This is a genomic window from Haloarcula sp. JP-Z28 (assembly GCF_011440255.1).
Taxonomy (GTDB): Archaea; Halobacteriota; Halobacteria; order Halobacteriales; family Haloarculaceae; genus Haloarcula; species Haloarcula marismortui.
The window spans coordinates 1-16,583 of the sequence record NZ_JAAOHT010000080.1; the positions used below are offsets into that span (position 1 = coordinate 1).

At 57.0% G+C, this 16,583-nt stretch carries 14 protein-coding genes and 3 pseudogenes; 15 read left to right on the forward strand and 2 right to left on the reverse strand.

Annotated elements, in window-relative coordinates; translation table 11 throughout:
• The first annotated feature begins 212 nt into the window (after positions 1-212).
• A complete protein-coding gene (locus G9463_RS20320) occupies positions 213-389 on the forward strand; it encodes a nitrate ABC transporter ATP-binding protein (RefSeq protein WP_127014961.1) in 177 nt (58 codons plus the stop codon).
• A gap of 222 nt (positions 390-611) precedes the next feature.
• Positions 612-911 (forward strand): annotated as a pseudogene (locus G9463_RS24105) (site-specific integrase); the annotation flags it as partial.
• Positions 912-1,296: 385 nt separating this feature from the next.
• On the opposite strand, the pseudogene G9463_RS24110 reads toward G9463_RS24105, so the two are convergent.
• Positions 1,297-1,539: pseudogene (locus G9463_RS24110) on the reverse strand (IS110 family transposase); the annotation flags it as partial.
• Between the two features lie 674 nt (positions 1,540-2,213).
• A complete protein-coding gene (locus G9463_RS20335; RefSeq protein ID WP_165897677.1) occupies positions 2,214-3,008 on the reverse strand; it encodes an IclR family transcriptional regulator in 795 nt (264 codons plus the stop codon).
• A 391-nt stretch (positions 3,009-3,399) separates the two neighbouring features.
• Between G9463_RS20335 and G9463_RS20340 the strand changes: the two genes are divergently transcribed.
• The 13 genes and pseudogenes from G9463_RS20340 to xerC all read left to right on the forward strand — a co-directional run.
• On the forward strand, positions 3,400-5,118 hold the full coding sequence (locus G9463_RS20340; RefSeq protein WP_193569690.1) for an ABC transporter substrate-binding protein: 1,719 nt from the start codon (positions 3,400-3,402) through the stop codon (positions 5,116-5,118).
• A complete protein-coding gene (locus tag G9463_RS20345) occupies positions 5,118-6,146 on the forward strand; it encodes an ABC transporter permease (RefSeq protein WP_165897678.1) in 1,029 nt (342 codons plus the stop codon). Before G9463_RS20340 ends, G9463_RS20345 begins: the two co-directional genes overlap by 1 nt.
• The gene (locus tag G9463_RS20350; RefSeq protein ID WP_165897679.1) at positions 6,143-7,054 is read left to right on the forward strand and encodes an ABC transporter permease; all 912 of its coding nucleotides are present in this window, start codon (positions 6,143-6,145) and stop codon (positions 7,052-7,054) included. The genes G9463_RS20345 and G9463_RS20350 overlap by 4 nt, the downstream gene beginning before the upstream one ends.
• Positions 7,051-8,157 (forward strand): ABC transporter ATP-binding protein, encoded by a 1,107-nt coding sequence (locus tag G9463_RS20355; protein WP_127014965.1) that lies wholly within the window; start codon positions 7,051-7,053, stop codon positions 8,155-8,157. The genes G9463_RS20350 and G9463_RS20355 overlap by 4 nt, the downstream gene beginning before the upstream one ends.
• Positions 8,154-9,185, forward strand: a complete 1,032-nt coding sequence (locus G9463_RS20360) for an ABC transporter ATP-binding protein (RefSeq protein ID WP_165897680.1) — start codon at positions 8,154-8,156, stop codon at positions 9,183-9,185. Before G9463_RS20355 ends, G9463_RS20360 begins: the two co-directional genes overlap by 4 nt.
• Positions 9,175-10,584, forward strand: coding sequence for a dihydroorotase family protein (locus G9463_RS20365; protein ID WP_165897681.1), 1,410 nt, complete (start codon positions 9,175-9,177; stop codon positions 10,582-10,584). The genes G9463_RS20360 and G9463_RS20365 overlap by 11 nt, the downstream gene beginning before the upstream one ends.
• Entirely contained in the window at positions 10,557-11,867 is a 1,311-nt protein-coding gene (locus G9463_RS20370; protein WP_193569691.1) for a Zn-dependent hydrolase, read from the forward strand. Before G9463_RS20365 ends, G9463_RS20370 begins: the two co-directional genes overlap by 28 nt.
• Positions 11,864-12,277: a DUF3830 family protein gene (locus G9463_RS20375; protein WP_165897682.1), complete on the forward strand. Its 414-nt coding sequence runs from the start codon at positions 11,864-11,866 to the stop codon at positions 12,275-12,277. Before G9463_RS20370 ends, G9463_RS20375 begins: the two co-directional genes overlap by 4 nt.
• A gap of 364 nt (positions 12,278-12,641) precedes the next feature.
• Positions 12,642-12,967 (forward strand): annotated as a pseudogene (locus tag G9463_RS24585) (cell division control protein Cdc6); the annotation flags it as partial.
• A gap of 271 nt (positions 12,968-13,238) precedes the next feature.
• Positions 13,239-14,108, forward strand: coding sequence for a ParA family protein (locus tag G9463_RS20380; RefSeq protein ID WP_127014969.1), 870 nt, complete (start codon positions 13,239-13,241; stop codon positions 14,106-14,108).
• Positions 14,109-14,510, forward strand: coding sequence for a hypothetical protein (locus G9463_RS20385; protein WP_165897683.1), 402 nt, complete (start codon positions 14,109-14,111; stop codon positions 14,508-14,510).
• Between the two features lie 415 nt (positions 14,511-14,925).
• On the forward strand, positions 14,926-15,456 hold the full coding sequence (locus G9463_RS20390; protein ID WP_165897684.1) for a hypothetical protein: 531 nt from the start codon (positions 14,926-14,928) through the stop codon (positions 15,454-15,456).
• Positions 15,457-15,915: 459 nt separating this feature from the next.
• Positions 15,916-16,583, forward strand: a 668-nt coding sequence (gene xerC / locus G9463_RS20395; RefSeq protein ID WP_165897685.1) for a tyrosine recombinase XerC, incomplete at its 3' end; no start/stop codon positions are given.

Consider the following 16,583-nt stretch of genomic DNA (forward strand, 5'->3'; position numbering starts at 1 on the left):
TCATACTATGAGTACGAATTTTCGATTCGCGCGGATTTGGCACAGGAAGTACTTCAAGAGGACGAGCGGTTAGCGGAGTTGTTTGCTACAGACGAGACATCGACGACGTTAGACTCGTTCTGATTCTATCGTATTCCGGATTAACCAACAACAAGATCGGCTACAATTGGTTGTTGGCTAATACTCATTTTGAAACGAAGAATATCATAGGCATGGCCAACGGGATTGAGTTACTCGGTTTTCCGGAGTTGTCCATTGGCCTCGTAGATCCAGCCACAGTCAAGAAGCCGATCGACTGCGTATACAGCATCAGCGTGCTCTTCAATATTCTCGGACTCAGCCAGAAGGAACTCATGCGCTTCAGTCCTAGCGAGTTCGTCAGTACCTGAGGTATACGCTCTCTCGAGCGTCTGGTAGGCACTTTGAACCCAGTCTGGGAGCGGGGGTTGGCCTGTGTGTTTCATAGCTACAGTCCGTCAACTATCACTATCATTGAGAGCCTGCAACTTTACTTCCCCGGAGGGTTGGATATGCAATTCTGATTTCGAGGCTGAGATACTCTGAAGTACGCCGCCGCCTTCGGTGAAGCACGAAACGTTCGCACGAAGAGTGCCACCGGCGAGCATGGCGACGAGGACTGGATCGGGATCGTTCCCACTGACGACGACCCCGACCCGACCTTCGCCGTTCTCAACGAGCGGTTCTTCCGTGAGTAGGCCCGCCACCTCTCCGGCGATCGGGGACTCCAGCAGAACACGGTCCAGACCTACTACGCGTATATCTTGGCGTGGTGTGGCTGGTGTGTGAACGAGGGGTATCTCGAAGCATACTACGCCTAGCGGGCGACCGCAACCGCACCGCTTCCCGAAGACGTCGGCCGCAAGCCCGGCGATCAGCAGACCTGGACGTCATAATAGCGCCACACACTCACTCGTCACCTTGATGAGCAAGCACGTGAAGTCATCGAGTCAGTTCTACTCAACCAACAACCTGCTTCCGAAGAGCGATTATATTATTTAGAGCGTTTCGTCTATTAATTACTTGGCTTGTATTGACCGCTACCGGGTCAGAATGTATCAAATATTGAGGGTTTTACCTATGGAAACGCTGCTACCTAGACAAACCACCGTTTTCGACAAAATAGTTGCGCTGTCCTGTACTCTGCTGTTCTCCCGTCCGGCAGGCGGTCGATATCTTCAGGCGGTGCGGTCGCGGTCTGGCGATAGCTGTTGCTAACGCTGGCCCCGACCGGCCACTAAGGGCCGCCCGCCCGGCGGCCCTCGGTTCCCTCCTGTATGAACTCACATCAGGCGGGTTGTATACTTCGCCCCGGTCTAGCATGTGGTAGATCGACACCAGCATTTTCCGAGCGCAGGCGACGATTGCCTTCTGTGAGTTCTTCCGGCTAGCTAGCCGCTCATAGAAGCGGCTCAGGTCCTCATCGTTACAGGTGTGAACTGCTGTGTTTGTAGCCTGGACGAGCAACTACCGGACACGACCCGATCCACGTTTCGAAATACTCCCTTCGATCCGCGAGTCTAGAACGCGAACCTCTTCGACGATCTCCCCAGCCTCATCCATTACTGCCACCTGTGCGTACCGTTTGTGGACATCAATTCCGAGGTATATGGTTTGTTCACCCGGGACGCCAGTGCGTGAAGCAGAGATTCACCTATTCGGGCTTTCCCGGATGCCGGGGGGCCGCGGCATCCGGGCTGTAACGCCCATGACTCGGCTTCTTTCGCACACGGACCAGTCAACAGAACGTGCTCTGTGGCACAGAAATCCTCTCGGTCTCTTGCGCCCCATATATTGTTTCACGCTCTCTTAGGGTAGCAGCGTTTCCATCAAGTCAACAGAGCCATTTGGGCCCAAATTATCCCAACTTGATAATCATGCTCAAAAGAAATCTCAGAAGGAGCTATATTTGAGACTTTTAACACTATAATCCGCTATTCTAGACTCAAGTTTGGAAAACCTCCTGTATTTATAACCATCTTTTTATTTATGTGGTTATATAAGGGACAACATATATCTAAATATAAATCTCTCTATCGAGGATTCGTTTATTATTAGCGTGTGTTTATAACAATTGTACGCCTGTTATCTATGTGTATCCGGTTCCCGAACCGGGGTGACTCCGAAATGATTACGCAAGTCAGTTTAGTATTCGATACCACGTTCAAAATGCTCGAACGTTATCTTCGGAGCAGTCATGAACGACTGCTCATATTGATATTGACTTCGATGACGTTTGCTGAGTTAACGACTTTTTCCGGGAGCGTTTCCTCGAAGCGTTCCTCTTGAAGGACACTTGTTGGTCCAGAGACACTCAGTGATCCGAGTACACCGCCGTCGGGTGTCCGGATCGGTGCCCCTATCGCCCGGAATCCTTCGATCTCTTCCTCATCATTATATGCATACCCGCGTTCGTGGATCGTTGTCAACTCTTCGAATAGCGCATCGGGGTCGGTTACGGTATTCGAAGTCCGCTCGGGTAGTCCATGACGGTCAATTATCTCATTGACGCGCTGTTTGGGGAGAAAGGCCAGTATCGCCTTCCCCGAAGCGGTATAGTGCAACCGATCTCGCTGTTGGGGTTTTGAGGTCTGGTACTCTCCGCTGACGCTCGTATCGCCTTTCACCTGATAGAGGTTGATAGCACGCCCGCTCTCTTCTGTGACGATGTGGACGTATTGACCTGTTTTATCGGCGAGCTCATCGACCTGTGGCTTTCCGTGGCGATACAGTGGATTCCGACTACGGACGTATTCGCCGAATGCGAACAGTCTGAGCGCGAGCTCGTATTTGCTGTCACGCTTCACGACGAGCCCGTTCTCTACCAGGGTCATCAAGTGGATGTGAGCGGTGCTTTTCGAAATATCGAGTTCAGTCGCGAGTTCTGTCACACCGGCCCCATCTAGCTCTTTGAGTGTCCTCATCACCTGTGAAGCCGTCGAGACGGTCTGCAACGTCCGTGGGCCGTCATCATCACCGGTTTGGGGCATATTTCGGGATTCACACCAGACGGTCTTATATGTTCGCATATGTTGAACATAAGCCCGGCAAATACATTGTATAGTGGGAATATCGACCAAAAGTCACGGCTTCTAGCACTCCTTCTCGGGTATAGTGGACAAAGTGGTACACAGTTGTGAGACACTCTGTTCGCACATATTGAACCGATGACTTCTTTCTTAGAAATTTAAGGATATAGTGTTCTGATTAAGGTCTACTCTTACCTATTGTCTCCTGAGCTAGTTATGACGTATGCATAGGAAGCCTTTTGAATAGGAGGTGGAATTAGCATACTGAAGCGAAAATGAAAGCGAATGTCCAGCATATCGAGCTAGTACTGTGTGATATGGGATCTGCAGACAACTCCAACGGAGTCCAGCGATGACCGAGACCAACGATCTCGATAGCGACGAAGCTCCCACGGGCGAAATAACTGCATCTAATTTCCGATCAGCGGGCTCACGCCGCCAGTTCCTCGCTGCACTCGGCTCAGCCGGTGCCGCCGGGCTGGCTGGCTGTGCGGGCGGATCCGGATCAGATTCGACCGCTGACGGCACGTCAGCCGGAGATGATGGATCACAGACGGGCAGTGGTGGCGACGGGTCGACGCTCACGGCGAACATCTCTCAGCGGCTCGGTACCATCGACCCTGCGAAGGGGACTGATTACGTGCAGGCGATGGCGCTTGTGAATCTGTACGACCCGCTTGTCTTCCCCAATAGCGACGGAGAGATTCAACCACACCTCGCGTCAGACTGGTCGGTTTCATCGGATAGCAAGACGTACACGTTCACTCTGCGGGACGACGTGACGTTCCATAGCGGTAATTCGCTGACCGCTGAAGACGTGAAATTCACGACGGAGCGGTTTCTCGACCTCAATCAGGGATACGCATCATTATTGAGCGATGTTCTCGACAAGGAGAACATCGTTGTCGAGGACGAGCGGACGATTTCGTTCGAACTCAGTCGCTCGTATGCGCCGTTCCTCCCCATCATGGTCCTCGTCTTCGTCGTGGACAAGGACACGGTCATGAACAATCTCGAAGACGGCGACTACGGCGAGCGTGGCGACTACGGGCAGTCGTACATCAATAACAACGACGCCGGGTCCGGTGCCTACCAGCTGGCTGATTTTTCCCGTGGCAACTCGATTACGTTCGCCAAATATGACGACTACTTCAAGCAGTTCCCGGACGGAGCATTCGACGCTGTCGAGGTTCGCATCATCACGGAGAACTCCACTGTACAGACGCTAATGAAAAACGGAGAGCTGGATATGACGGGGCAGTACCAGAACTCCCAGACCTACAATGCCATCAGCGAGATGGAAAACGCACGGGTCGAGAAAATCCCGACGTTTGGGCTGCTGTACAACAAAATTAACACGCAAAAGGCACCGACTGACGACCCAGCGGTTCGCGAGGCCATGGCTTGGGGATTCGATTACGGACAGGTCGTCAACGAGATCCGCCCAGATATGAAGAAGGCCCAGGGACCGCTGCCGCCCACGTGGGGCGCACACAAAGGCGACGTACTGCAGCCGTCCTACGACCCGGAGCGAGCGCGACAGGTTCTGGCCGACGCTGGCTACTCGGAGGGCGAACTCACCATCACGAATACGTTTACTTCCTCATACTCCTTCCAGGAGCGCATCGCGCTCCTGTTCAAAGACAACATGGCGGACATCGGCATCAATGTCGAGCTGAATCCCCAGACGTGGGGCACCATCACGGAGATGGCTACTTCAGTGGAGAACACGCCACACACGAGTCAGGTGTTCTACGTGCCGACGTATCCGTCACCGGATTCGATGTTCTACAATCAGTTCCACTCAGACGCGGCGAACACGTGGATGAGCATGGAACATCTTGACAACCCCGAAGTGGACGCCCTCATTGAGGAAGCGCGCCAGACGCCGGACCGACAGGCCCGCGTCGAAATCTACAAACAGCTCCAGAGCAAGCTTGCGAACCTGTACTGTGATATGCACCTGTACCACACCGTGAAGACAATCGGCTTCCAGAACGATGTCGAAGGACTCACGCTTCGGCCGGCACAGGGCTTCGAATACACGTTCCGAGACCTTCACCAAGTGTAATGCCACGGATAGGCCAGATACTGCGTCGACTCTCAGGGATGACCGTCAGCCTGCTCGGGCTGTCAGTCCTCATATTCGTCATCTCGCGGGTTCTGCCGGGGAACCCTGCCCGGATGGCACTCGGGGCGATGGCCAGCGACGAGCAAGTAGCGGAACTCGCTGCTGAAATGGGACTCAACAAGCCGCTCCCGCTCCAGTATGTTGAGTACATGCGCCGACTCTTTGTCGGCGATTTGGGACAGAGCCTCCAGACGAAAAACTCCGTTGCACATGATCTAGTGATGAAGTTCCCCGCGACGCTCGAACTCATCACGCTCGCGTTCACGTTCATGGTGGTGTTCGGGATTCCACTTGGCATCATCGCCGCGAAACACCACGGCGGGATACTCGACAACGTAACCCGGTTTTTCGCGTTCTCGACGGTGAGCGTCCCGAGCTTCTTCGTCGGCATCGTCTTCCAGCTCGTGTTCGGGTACTTCCTCAACTGGTTCCCGATTACGGGGCGACTCTCCTCGGCGTACAGTGGCGAGGTAGTCCGAACGACTGGCTTCATGCTTGTCGATACGCTCCTGTCGGGATCGATTGCAGCACACGTCGACGCGTGGACGCACATCCTGCTCCCGGCGCTTGCGCTATCGTTTAGCGGGATGGGGCAGATAATCCGTATCACGCGCTCGAGTATGATCGATGTCGAAGGCCAGGACTACATCGAGGCGATGCGCGGCTATGGGCTACCGACGTGGATGATTACGGATAAGTACACGCTGAAGAACGCGTTCGTTCCGACGCTGACTATCCTCGGTCTCCAGTATGCGTGGCTGCTCAGCGGCGCGTTCATTATCGAAATCGTCTACTCGTGGCCGGGCCTCGCGAAGTACGGCGTCCAGTCCGTCCTCACGTCTGACGTGAACGCCGTTGTTGGCGTGACGATGCTTGTCGGCGTCGCATTCGTCGTGGTGAACTTCGCCGTCGACATGCTCACGACCTACATCGATCCGCGAATCGGCCTCGCAGGTGACAGCGCATGAGTATCGATACTCTCTCATTCGATACATCCGGGCTCGATCGAATCGTCTCGCCGGCACGCCGCGAACTGTGGTACCGTTCGTATCGCCGGTTCGCAAACCAGCCGATGAGCGTTATCGGACTCGTAATCGTGGTCGCCATCGCACTCGCTGCCGTGTTCGCCCCGTATATCGCGCCGTATCCGGAGCAAGTGGGCTCGTTTACGGACTTCGCAAACGCCTATCAACCACCGTCCCTCGACCACCCCTTCGGGACTGATAGTGCAGGCCGTGATATCCTCACGCGCATCATATTCGGCTACCGGATCGCGCTGCTACTGGTCGCAGTTGTGCTGGGCCTCGGTGTCCCGGTCGGCGTAATGCTGGGTCTTGTAGCCGGCTATGCAGGCGGGTGGGTCGATACGATCATTATGCGTATCACGGACACGTTCCTCGCGCTCCCACCGCTCGTCCTGGCACTTGCTATCGCGTCAGCCTTCGAGCCGACCCTGGAAGTCGCCATGTTCGCTGTCGCGTCGCTGTGGTGGACGTGGTACGCACGATTGACCCGTGGACTGGCCGCGAGTCTGTCGTCCGAGGAGTACGTGCAAGCCGCAGAACTCGCAGGTGCGAGCACGACGCATATCCTCTTCCGGGAGCTACTGCCGAACTGCCTCTCGCCGCTATTGGTCAAGGCCACGCTTGATGCCGGCATCGTCGTCCTGACGGGCGCATCGCTGTCGTTCATCGGTCTCGGTGTCCAGCCGCCCAGACCGGGACTCGGGACGATGGTCGCAAACGGTACCCAGTATCTCCCCGCCGAGTGGTGGATCAGCATTTTCCCAGGCTTCGCCATCTTCCTCCTCGTGATGGGATTCAATATGCTCGGTGACGGCCTGCGCGACCTCTTTGATGTGGAGGTTGAGCAATGAGCGACGCCGCTCCCCTGCTCTCTGTCCGAGACCTCTCGGTCGGATTTGAGGGCTTCGATGGGTACGCCGACGTTGTGGACGGTGTCGACCTGACGGTCGAACACGGTGAAGTAGTTACCATCGCCGGCGAAACCGGTTGTGGTAAATCCGTGACGACCAAAGCCATCACCGGACTGCTTAACGAACCGCCGGCACGCGTCGACGGAACTGTCGAGTTCGACGGCCAGGACCTCCGTGAACTCCCGGATACCGAGCGACGGGCACTTAATGGTGACCGGATCAGCGTTATCTTCCAGAACCCGCTGTCGAGCCTCAATCCCGTCTTCACTATCGGAGAACAACTCACGGACACAGCGCAGTTCGGCGGTGAAGGGGATACTGGCATCCTGGGATACCTTCGACGACGCTACTCGTCGACGGACCGGTCCGCCGCCCGAGAGCGAGTGCTTGATCTTCTCGAAGAAGTCCGGATGCCTGATCCGGAATCCGTGATGGACAGCTACCCGTCGGAGCTCTCTGGCGGGATGCGACAACGTGCGATAATCGCCCAGGCACTGCTGAACGAACCCGACCTGCTCATCGCCGACGAGCCGGGGTCCGCGCTGGACGTGACCGTCCACGACGAGATTCTCTCGTTGCTCGAAGATCTCATCGCAAAGCGGGACATGAGTATCCTGATGATCACGCACAATTTGGGAGTCGCTCGACAGCTGAGTGACCGCGTCTACATCATGTACGGTGGCCGTATCGCTGAAACCGCACCGACGGCGGAGATATTCGATACGCCACATCACCCGTACACGCAGGGACTGATTGCGTCGATACCTCGGCTCTCTGGCGAGTCGATGGCGGGCGGCATCGGCGGGTCAGTCCCGGAATACACTGACCCACCGATGGGCTGTCGGTTCCATCCACGCTGTCCGTACGCCGATGACAGCTGTCGGTTCAGTGAACCGGCGGATGTCTCGTTTGGCGAGCAGGCCAGGTCCGCCTGTGTCCGCCACGCGGACGGCGACGGAGGGCCAGTACCGACGCTTCAGGAAACGAAACGGCGTCTGTCTGAGAACGAGCCGACGCTGGAGCGGGCGGAGGGTGACCGATGAGCGGACCGGTACTCGAAGTCGAAGATCTGAAAAAACACTTCCCAGCTGAGGGACTGTTCTCGTCTGACCCGCCAGCGAAGGCGGTCGACGGCGTCTCCTTCAGTATCGACGAGGGCGAGACCCTCGGCCTGATCGGGGAATCCGGAAGCGGGAAGTCGACGGTCGCAAAGACGATTATCGACATTCACGAGACGACTGACGGTCTCATCCGGTTCAACGGACAGGATATCACTAATCCGATTCGACAGCAACTGGCCGAGATGCGCTCGGAGATTCAGCTCGTCTTCCAGGACCCGACATCCTGCCTGAACCCGCGTCGGACGATTCGGAAGTCGCTGTTGGTCCCGCTGAAAGCTACTGGGGTTCCGCGGTCGGAGCGTGAACAGCGCGTTCGGCAGATGCTCGAACGGGTCGGGCTCAATGACGAGTACCTGTACAAGTACCCCCACGAACTGAGTGGTGGGCAGAAACAGCGGGTGAATATCGCCCGTGCGCTGGCCGTCGAGCCGTCCCTGCTATTACTCGACGAACCGACCAGTGCGCTTGACGTGAGTGTGCAAGCGAAAATCATCTCGCTGCTTGAGGACATCCAGACTGAATTCGACCTCACCTACCTCTTCATCACGCATGACCTCTCGCTCGTGCGGAACTTCGCGGACGAAACGGCCGTCATGTATCTCGGTGAGATACAGGAGCAGGGCCCGACCGACCGTATCTTCGAGAATCCTCGGCATCCCTATACACGGTCGCTTCTGTCGTCTATCCCGGTCACCTCTCAACAAGAGGAAGCGTACAAACCGGACAGCGAGTCGCTGGACGGCGAGGTACCCGGCGCGCGGAACATGCCGTCGGGATGTCGGCTCCACCCGCGGTGTCCGCACGCAACCGAAGACTGTGCCATGAGACATCCAGAGCAATACGACGTACAAGACCGTGACGTTCGGTGTATCGCATACGAAGACGGAGCGGAGGGGTTCGAACGACTCCGTGGTCGGCGACCGGTCGGGAGTGAGTCCGATGGCAGCTGACCTCCGTGTCGTTGGCGGGACGCTCGCCACGGCGCAAGGAACCGTTGACGCGGGGTTCGCTGTCGAGGACGGAGCCATTGTTGCCGTCGGCAACGAACGGCATCTCCCCGATGCGGATGACACGCTGGACGTGTCGGGAAAGATGGTGCTGCCGGGTGTCGTCGATCCGCATGTCCACATAAACGGCTTCAACTCTATCGACACCTACGAGACCGGGACGGCCGCGGCGGCCCGCGGCGGCGTCACCACGGTTATCAATTTCGCGTGGCAGACGTGGACCGGCGAGCGCGAACGCGACGCAGATGACTCAGTATGGGCCGACAGCGGGTCGCTCCTTGACGCCATTAACCGCCAGAAAGAGAGTGCGTCGGCGGCGTACGTCGACTACGGCCTGCATGCTACGGTGACCGCCGAGGACCGTTCTGTCTTCGAGGAGTTCGAAGCGGTCGTCGAAGCGGGTGTTCCGTCGTTCAAGTTCTTCACCGTCTACGATGTCGGGGTCTCCAACGGGTTCCTTAGACTCGCGTTCGACCGGCTTGCGGACCTTGATGCGGTTGCCGTCCTCCATACGGAAGACGACTCGGTCTGTCAGGCACTGACCGACGAACAGCGCTGCAGCGGACGCGGACAGCCAACAGCCTATCCAGAGACACGCCCCGACTACGCGGAGGCGATGGCGTTGTCAGATGCAGTCACACTGGCGACTGAGACTGACTGCAAATACTACGGTATCCACACCACCTCGCGGGCGGCCGTAGACGAACTCGCGGCGGCGCGTGAGGACGGAACGCGGGTCCGCGGCGAAACGTGTCCGCACTTCACGACCCTCACCGAGGACGCCTACGCAGAACAGGGCACGATGGCGCTCCAGTCTCCTCCGCTCCGAACTGCGGACGACGTTGAGGCGATGTTTGAATCGCTCCGGGATGGCACGCTTGATGTCGTATCGACGGACCACGTCGCGTCAACGCGGACTGAAAAGACGGTCGAGAACTGGTGGGACTGTCCGTTCGGCGTAAACAGCCTCCAGACAGCCCTCCCGGTGTTTCACGACGAAGCGGTCAACCGCCGCGGGCTCCCATATTCGTTCCTCGTTCGGGTGCTATCGAGGAACCCCGCAGAGACGTTCGGCCTGCCACAGAAAGGGCGGCTCGCCGTCGGCGCGGACGCCGACTTCGTCGTGTTCGATCCGTCAGAGTCCTATGAGATTTCGGCCACAGACAACGCCTCTCTGGCGGACTACTCGATATACGAGGGGCGAGAGGTGACCGGCAAAGTCATCCAGACGTATCTCGGGGGACAACTCATCGCGGACGATGCCGGCGTCATCGGGCGACCCCGCGGTGAGTTCCTCGCCCGTGACTCCCCAACATGGGACCCACAGGGAGGGATGGAGTAGTGGACGCTGCAATCGACATCGATGCCGATTCGCTCCGAACGGACATCGAGCGTACTGGTGAGTTCGGCAGCGTCGAAACCGAAACCGGGCGTGGACGGACCGCACTTCCGGCAGACGAGGCTAACGCGCGGGCAAGAGAGTATCTCACCGATCGGATGGAGGAACTCGGCCTCGACGTTCGAGTCGACGCTGTCGGCAACATCGCTGGTCGCTGGACGCCGCCGACGTGTGACTCGACGGTCGCGCCCGTCGTGGCGGGGAGCCACCTCGACTCCGTACCCAGAGGAGGTATCTTCGACGGTCCGCTCGGCGTCTACGCCGCGCTCGAAGCGGTCCGAGCCGTCCGGAACAGTGATGTCGTCGTCGATCGACCGCTTGAAGTCGTCTCTTTCACCGGTGAGGAGGGGACGCGGTTCGCTGACGGCGTTCTCGGCTCCTCCGTCGCTGCCGGAGACCTTTCGGTCGAGGACGCCTTGGAACTCTCTGACGGATGCGTCTCGCTCGAAACGGCACTTGAGGACGCCGGGTTTTGCGGGACAGGACGCCTCGATGCGAGCGAATGGCACGCCTGGGTCGAACTTCACATCGAACAGGGGGGGCACCTCGAAGAGACAGGGGTTCCTCTGGGTATCGTGACCGATATCACCGGTACCACGCGGGGACACGTCACTATTGACGGGAGCGCTGACCACTCAGGGACGACGAGCATGCAGGCTCGTCGTGACGCACTCGTCGCGGCGAGCGAACTTGTCATCGATATCGAGAAGACTGCGAACAAGATCGCCGCCACAGGGACGGGAACAGCGGTCGGAACGGTCGGCCGCCTCAACCCAAAACCGAACGCGGTCAACGTTGTTCCCGGGAGCGTGTCGATGCAGCTCGACCTTCGCTCTATCGAACAATTGGAAATTGCCCGTCAGGTCCGGGCTGTCGAGAACTCGCTCGACGAACTGGAACGCGAACGCGGTGTCGACACGTCACTCGACATCCCATATGACATCGCTCCGACCCGCCTCTCCGAGCGCGTCCGGGACGCCGTCGAAACAGCCGCATCCCGGCGTGGCGTCGAGACCTGCACACTCCATTCGGGGGCAGGCCACGACACGATGCAGGTCGCCAATGTGACTGATGCAGCGTTGCTGTTCGCCCCGTCCACGGGCGGCTATTCACACTCACCGAAAGAGTGGGCGGATTGGTCAGACTGTGCTGTGGCAACGCAAGTTCTCGCCGACAGTCTGGCACTACTAGCATCGAACACTGACCGACACGATACACACCAATGATCGAAATTCAGACCAACGGCACGACGTACACAGCCGAACTGCACGAAGAACGAGCCCCAGAAACCGTCGCAGCGTTCCGGGAGATGCTCCCGCTGCGCACGGAGTTGATGCACGTCCGCTGGAGCGGCATCGCGACGTGGATCAATATCGACGATGTTGACCTTCCGGAACTGCCTCGGGAAAACCACACGACATATCCATCGCGTGGCGATCTCCTGTTCTATCCAGGATATCGGAACGACGCGGAGATACTGCTTCCCTGTGGGCCCACCTGCTTCAAGAGCCAGGCCGGTGAGCTAGCGGGAAATCACTTCGCGACAGTCGACGCGAGCGCCGAGACGCTTCGTGAACTCGAGCAGACGACGCTACGCGATGGCATTCAGGCGGTCGAAATCAGAGAGAAAGAGTGATGACAGATATCGCCGTTCTCCAGCAGAAGTTCACGAGCTGGACCCAAGGCGTACGTGACAGGATTCATAACGCACTCCCGGAGAAAGACGTAGAATTCGCCTGAAGGGCCGCGCCTGCTCATCGAGACCGAGATCACGACGGGCTATCAAATTGATCCGGAAGCCGTCTGAGAATCCGCATTGCTGGAAATCTTCGTATACATATTCGCAGGGATGGACCTTCCCCCTCGGCATATGCTTGAATCGGAGGCTGTGGCGGTCACCAGCGCCTCTGTGGTCATCGGTCACAACATCGCCGAACACGGTGACGGGAAGAATCACGGACCTAGTTGTCGGAGACTCGCCAGACTCTATTGTTTCCACTATGATCACGCTTGCTGCAGAAGCGGAAACACCTGCCTGCTTTTCGATCGTCTATCAGCGACATTAGAAACTCTGTGAGTTCTAGGAACGAGAGCCACGTACTGCCCGCTGGATGCGTAGTTTCTTCTCTGATTTCGAGATCCCCAATATCACACTCTCAGATATAGAATATCGTGGCCAGGACTGGGCACCTATCGTGAACATGAACTCAATCTCGATATAGCGACTGTCGTCAATGCTTTCCAGACGATTATTAGTGAGTTCGGGATCTATCAGAGTATCACCGAATACCTGTCTGACTCCGGTGAGGAGTTTGTCACGATGTGACGGCGATAACGAACAATCCACCATCTTCAGAGAATCGTATCTCGAATTGGCGGTGCGACGTACTGACTCCTGATCTTCTCATACTTCGTCTCTATTGCCTAGTTGTCTGGTTGAATAAATTAATTGAACCAGCTGGTTGAAACAGTCAGTTAAACTGGCTAGTCGAAGCGTACAATTGAATCTATTGTATGAAGCAATTGGTTTAACCAATTAATTGAACAGACTGGTTAAATCAATAGATTATTTGAACTTGGGGCTACAACGGGTGCCTATGCTCTCATACAGTACCTACAGCGAAGCCGGTGGCGTCGGCAAGACGACGACGGCCGCGAATCTCGCTGTCGCACACGCACGCGCCGGTCTCAAGCCCTTGATCGTCCCACTGGACCCGCAAGAAGGCAACCTGTCGCGTCTGTTTGGCGTCGATGAGGACCGCTCGAAAGACGTCGACCATCTTGCTCGACATATGATTAACCGATCGAAAGGAGACTTTGAAGACCTCATCGTGACCGCCGAACACGGTGTGGACATTATTCCTGAGCACAACCAACTCGCCGATCTCGGCGATTGGCTCCGCCGCGAGCAGGATCAGGCCGCGGCTGTCGGGGATGCGTTCAATATCCACGCTGCACTTCTCAGTACTCTCGCTGACGCCGGCGTCCGTGATGAGTACGACGTACTGATTTGTGACCCGCCGGCGACGGAGGGCCCACATCTCCACAACGCTATTAACGCCACACGGTCGCTGGTTATTCCAATTGAACCGAGCGCCAAAGGCCAGGCCGCTGTTGAAGGCCTCGAACAACTTGTCGCTGGGCTCGAAGACACGCTGGAAATCGACGTGGGTGTGCTGGCTGCCGTTCCGATCGGCGTCAAGGGGACAAACGACCAGAAGCGCATCCTCAGCGAGATTCCTTACTCAACGCCAGAAACCTTCGGTGACCGAACCTCGCTGATGGAAGGCTCGTGGGCACAGCAGTGTTCAGCGTTTACCTACGTCCGCGACCACCGCAACCGTCGCCGTGACTACGAGCTCGAAACGCTGGCGCAGTATGACCGACTGGCTCGGTATCTCGAAGCGCAAGCCGGAGTTGAGGCTCCGAATCCCCCAGAACCTGGCGCTATCGAGGAGGTGGCCTAAATGGCGGGCATGAAAGAAGGGCCAGGCGAAGACCCCTTCGCCGAAGACACGACCGATGACCAGGCCGATTCAGCGCCGGACGCCGATCCCAAGACGGCTCTTGAGTCTGACTCTGAACCGGATCACGACACCACTGACACCATGAGCACAAACGACATTCCGTACGTAATCCGCCGTCAGACCGTCAAAGAAGACCGAGACAACGAACACGTTGCATTTCTTCGCGACGAGTACGCCGAACTGGAAGACCAAATCAGAGCTGACGTGGCCGATGAACTCGACATGCGGTCGAAGGATGTCTCGGTGACAGACCTCCGTGAAGCGTTCGTTGAACTCGCGGCAGAGAACCCAGATGCTGTGGCTGGAATACTGGAGAGTTGGGGCTACGAGCATCTGAAATAAACCGAACCGCCAGTTTTCGCCGGTCTGACCCTCTATAGAGCCAATTCCTGTCAGAAAGAATCTATGCCAGTAGTTGAGACTGGCCCTCTCAATGCATACGATATGAGATTCAGGGGAATCTCATCATGATAAACTGTTAATTCTGAATGCGTGTTGACTACTGAGAGATCTATCAGCGGGTTCATTACTGTTTTTGCAACTCTGAGCCAAATTTAACCATCCCATCAAATAGAAAACATTCATCTCAGCCATGTCCGTGCAATGAATGTGAAACGGCACCCGGCGGGATCAGCACGTTGCCCTACTGTCCGAAGTGACAGGCCCCACCCCACTCCGGGGACAGGCGGACCAGTATCGGTCACAAGCTGGATCCGCGCGGGTTGAAGACCACTTACGAGTAGGCGGCCAACAGAACATGACTGAGGCCCCACAGCGTACGACGTCGGGATCGATCGGTGAGATAGAACCGGGGGTTCTGGCCATCCTTAGTGGGGTAACGACGGGACTGATTGGAGCGGTCGCGTACTTTCTTGTCCCTCTGGTGACCAGCGAGTACGTCAATACCGGCGGTCGTGACTCTCTTGAGATTACCTACTACATTTTGGAGTCCTTTTTTGAGCAGTCGCTTTTCTATCACGTTGGCGTTCTGGTCCTCGTGCCGCTCGTGATAACGGCACTAACACTGTCACTCGCCCGCCGAGGTGGACACGCCGGTCGATCGACGGACGTGGCTGTCATCACCACGGTCATCGTCGGCCCATTCGTAACAGTTTGGCTTGGGGCAGCTATCGCTTGGGGTGCCATCGTGGTTCAGTCTCCGGCGATCGCGCTCCTAGATATCATATTCGCCCTCCCCATCGCGGTTATTCTATCGGCGTGTGTCGCCATCGTTACAGCGGTCAGTGCGGTCGGCGGCTACGTGTTGGTCAAACGGTTCAGACCCTGACCTCCGGATTAGTTGCAGGCTGGGGTGCCGTCTCGTCACAGGTACCGGTGGGAGGGCGGGACAGTTGGCGCATCATGTTTCGCAGTACCGAATCAGATCTCTGTCTTGAACGGTTTTGGCCTGTAGTAAACATCTACGGTCAGTGCTTCGGGGGGAGTGCAGCTGAATCACCCGTAAAATGGTGCTTTCGTATTGACCGCAAGTAAATTAGAAGTGTTATTGGGTGTTTTAACAGAGCGAATTTTGGACAGTTCACGTATTACAGCACCACTAAACCCGCTGTTATCTCAACTCCTCTTAAGATAGATTGATATAGCTGTATAGACTTTATCAGACACAGAAAGCCCGAATATTCACGAACAGAGTGCCTGAGACGGCGATATTCTGGTTTTGTAGATAGGTTTGTATTAATGCAATAAGCACCACCAGTTTTACCCGGACCGCCGCTGTACGGGAAGCATGGATCGGCTTCCGCCTGAGTACGACGCTACTCCCGGGGGCGACGCCCTCGAAGCAGCAATCGAGAAACGGCTGGTCGATATCGACTCCGGACGCTACCGAACAAACGTCGCGAGCGTGCTGCGGAAATTCGCCGCGTGGGCACGAGATCAACACGATATCACCAGCCCCGAGGAGATTGACGATGATCTCTGCCGGCAGTACGCTCGTGAGCTAGCCCGAGCCGATGATCGGGACGATATCTCACCTGAGACTGCCCGCCGCTACTTCGCCTACGTCCGCTCATTTCTCACGTGGGCTGTCTACGAGGGTCTGGTACCGACGAACCCGGCCAAGACCAACCACGCCGAAGGCCCGCTTCCGACCGACGAGACTGAAACCGACCAACAGTACTGGACGACACGCGACCGCGAAGCCATTTGCGCGACTGCCACCGCCCGCGTCGATGAAGCCGGCGAGAGCGACGACATTGACCGCACGGCGGCCTACCGCGACCAGGCACTCGTCTTCTTACTCGCCTACTCCGGAGCCCGCAGTGCGGAACTCGTCGCCGTCTCCGATGATGAAGAACGGAACGGCCTGCGGTGGCGGCACGTCGACCTCGATGCTGGCACGATGCAAGTGTTCGGCAAGAATCGCACCCGTGAGTCTGCACCCATCCTCGACGA